This is a genomic window from Psychroserpens mesophilus, assembly GCF_050617655.1.
GTDB lineage: Bacteria > Bacteroidota > Bacteroidia > Flavobacteriales > Flavobacteriaceae > Psychroserpens > Psychroserpens mesophilus_A.
Genome location: NZ_JBODQC010000386.1, coordinates 1 through 247, shown reverse-complemented (window position 1 = coordinate 247; position 247 = coordinate 1). Strand labels below are relative to the sequence as shown.

Below are 247 nucleotides of genomic sequence, written 5' to 3'. Positions count from 1 at the left end.
AGGTTTCCCATCCATGTTTTCAATTTTCATGATTTGGCCTAGATAGTCAGAGCCATATGTGCTAGTGCCAAACCATCTACCGGTAATATTGGCAAGCTCAATTTTTTCGCCCTTGGCAAGTACAGGAATTGTATAGGTTGGATCGGGCTTTTCGAAATTGAGGTAATCATCTGCTTTTTGCATAGCATTTACTACTTTCCAACTTGCATTTTGAATCAGTTGAGCGTCCTCAGTATTGAGATCGACC

1 protein-coding gene is annotated in these 247 nt (G+C 40.9%); it reads right to left on the bottom strand.

The annotated features are described in order from the left end of the window. The coding region (locus ACRHNM_RS17705) for a hypothetical protein (protein WP_431137957.1) at positions 1-247 on the bottom strand (247 nt) is incomplete at both ends.